Genomic DNA, 2,443 nt, shown 5'->3' with positions numbered 1-2,443 from the left:
AGAGAACAATATATCCCCACAAAGGAGAGCAATAACAATGTTGCCAGGAGGAGCCGGATGATTGGGAACAGTCATGTCCGGTTCTGGAGGAGAGTTCTAGGGGGGAACCCCTAGTTCGACTCTAATATCACCCACTAGCTCAAAGGCAGGGTCATCACTTTTCGGCCAGAAAACCGTTGCGTCAGTGATAGGGATATTTTGAGAAGGCAACACATAATCCACCCGCAGGTTGCCAGGACCACCAAAGTTTTCCTCACCAAAGTCAGCGGTGTCAAAGGCTGGATTACCTCCATGAGTCAGGTTATTCAATCCCTGGCGGTTGGTAGCATCCACCCCTCCTTCACTTGAGGGTGTAACAGAGGTGTTCACCAAGGGGTTATCTAGAATTTGCAGGATGGCGTTATCAGTACTATCCCCATCAAAGGGGTCAGCATTTTGGTCTCCCATGATCACGAAGCGATCGCTTGCCAACAAACCACCGAAGTTCCCTTGGTCATCATAAATGTAATCTCCAGCTCCGGGAGTAATATAATCTGACCAGAACCGAATCTCATCATGATTACGGGTACCATTGCGGTCTTCTGCACCATCAAACACTGGAGGAGTAGGATGGCTAGCGAGAACGTGAACCGTTTCACCGTTGATATTAATGGGAATATCCCAGTGACTCTTGGAAGATAGGCGGAATACAGCTAATTCTTCCTCAGAGTACCAGGATTCCCCAGTAACTGGATCGATAGGAAGCAAGGCATCTGGCATATCTTTCCAGAGGAAGTTTTGAAAGGTGCGTATATTGTCCGTATCAATCGGGTGTTTGGAGAATAGCACCATCCCAAACTGTCCTGGAAAGAAGCCGAAGCCAAACGCATCATTACCCCCGCCAATTTGCCCGTTATTATCTAAGTCAAATTCAGAAGGAATCCCGGTGTTAGAAGGTGCGAGATAAACATAGGGAAAATCAATCGCTGTCGCACCATTTTGACTCACTGAAAGATAGTTATCTTGGAAAAGTTTGGCTGCTTCTCCATTCTCATCGAAATCAAATTCATTGATTAGCAATACATCCGGATTAGCACGCTGAATAATTTCAGCCACCGCCTTGGCTTGGTCATTATCAGAAGTGGATAAATCTTGAATTAAATCCCCTGGATTGGAGCGATTTAAAGAAGCGTTAAAGCTAGAAAAGCGAACATCAAGATTAGACATATTAATTGTTTTTATACCTAAAATTATAGCGCATTATTTATCAACTATTACCCAATCAAAAAACCGGGTAATTCAAGGATTACCCGGTTTGACAACGGATTAGATGATCGTGAAATCAGCCTCTGTTAGAGGATTAGCGATCGCAAAAGTTGCTAATAGTTGATTGTCTAAACTAATGCGAGCGTTTTGCGAATCTTGTTCAATGGATAACTGACCAAAGGTCAAACCATCAGCTAAACCAATTAGGTCAACTCCTGGCTGGAAATCCAGAATGAAATCTGTACCTTCTCCAGCAGCTAAGACAAAGGTATCACTACCGCTAATACCAGAAGAGTCATCACCAGTCAAGAAGTCATTACCTAATCCACCTCGGATTAAGTCATCACCTTCATTACCGAAGATAAAGTCATCTCCTGCACCACCGTAGAGTTTGTCATTGCCCAGATTGCCGCTAATCCGGTCATTGCCTAAGCCACCGAAGATAACGTCATCTCCGCCAATGGTGCTATCAGCAAAGTCTCCCTGTAATACATCATCTCCAGCTTGACCCTTAATCAGGTCATTGCCGAGACCGCCATCAACGGTATCATTGCCTTCACCAGCACTAATGAAATCTTTACCTAGCTCACCAACAATTTCATCACCCTGTGGAGTACCTGAGATAAAGTTGGGGGCTGGAAGACCTAATAAAGGATCTACATCCAGGGGCTGATCTAATTCGATCAGAATAACTTCGTTGTTATCAATATCCGGACCCCGTCCTACGGAGAAAGGATAGTTGTTGTCATTGGCAACTAAGATCGTGTTCTGATCAATCACCAATACATCTTCGATAGTGACAAATGGGAAGGTAAAGGTGAGTTCCCCATCCCCGTTCACATCATCTGGGTCAGGAATGTTGAGCAAGTCAACTACTTCCTCTTTGGCAACAAAGCCATTTTCATCAATCTCAGACAAGTCAATCTTAAAGATTTTCTTGAATTGAGCCTCGTCTCCTTGCTTACCATCCCGCTCTATGACTAAGAACTCATTGTCATTGATGGGGGTAAAATCACCAATCGGATGACCAGGGACATCGGTACGATAAAATCCTACCAGACCTTGGTACTCACTGGAAGCGACATCAAACTTATAGATGCGTAGGGCATCCTCTGGGTCACCATCTACTACACCTTCGAGTATAGGATACAAGGTGGTGCGGTCAGGGCTAAATGCCATGCCCTCAAACCCGCGAGAC

2 protein-coding genes are annotated in these 2,443 nt (G+C 44.8%); both read right to left on the bottom strand.

The window, feature by feature from the left end; translation table 11 throughout:
* Positions 1-96: 96 nt before the first annotated feature.
* Positions 97-1,206: an endonuclease/exonuclease/phosphatase family protein gene (locus F6K49_RS41445; protein ID WP_293106958.1), complete on the bottom strand. Its 1,110-nt coding sequence runs from the start codon at positions 1,204-1,206 to the stop codon at positions 97-99.
* Positions 1,207-1,305: 99 nt separating this feature from the next.
* On the bottom strand, positions 1,306-2,443 hold a 1,138-nt coding region (locus tag F6K49_RS41440), incomplete at its 5' end, for an esterase-like activity of phytase family protein (RefSeq protein ID WP_293106955.1).

The organism is Moorena sp. SIO3I6 (assembly GCF_010672095.1).
The sequence above is the reverse complement of the archived record's forward strand: the minus strand, read 5'-3'. Positions and strand labels throughout refer to the sequence as shown.

Coding starts and splice junctions, on each gene's coding strand:
- F6K49_RS41445 (WP_293106958.1), bottom strand. CDS start 1,206: ATGTCTAATCTTGATGTTCGCTTTTCTAGCTTTAACGCTTCTTTAAAT.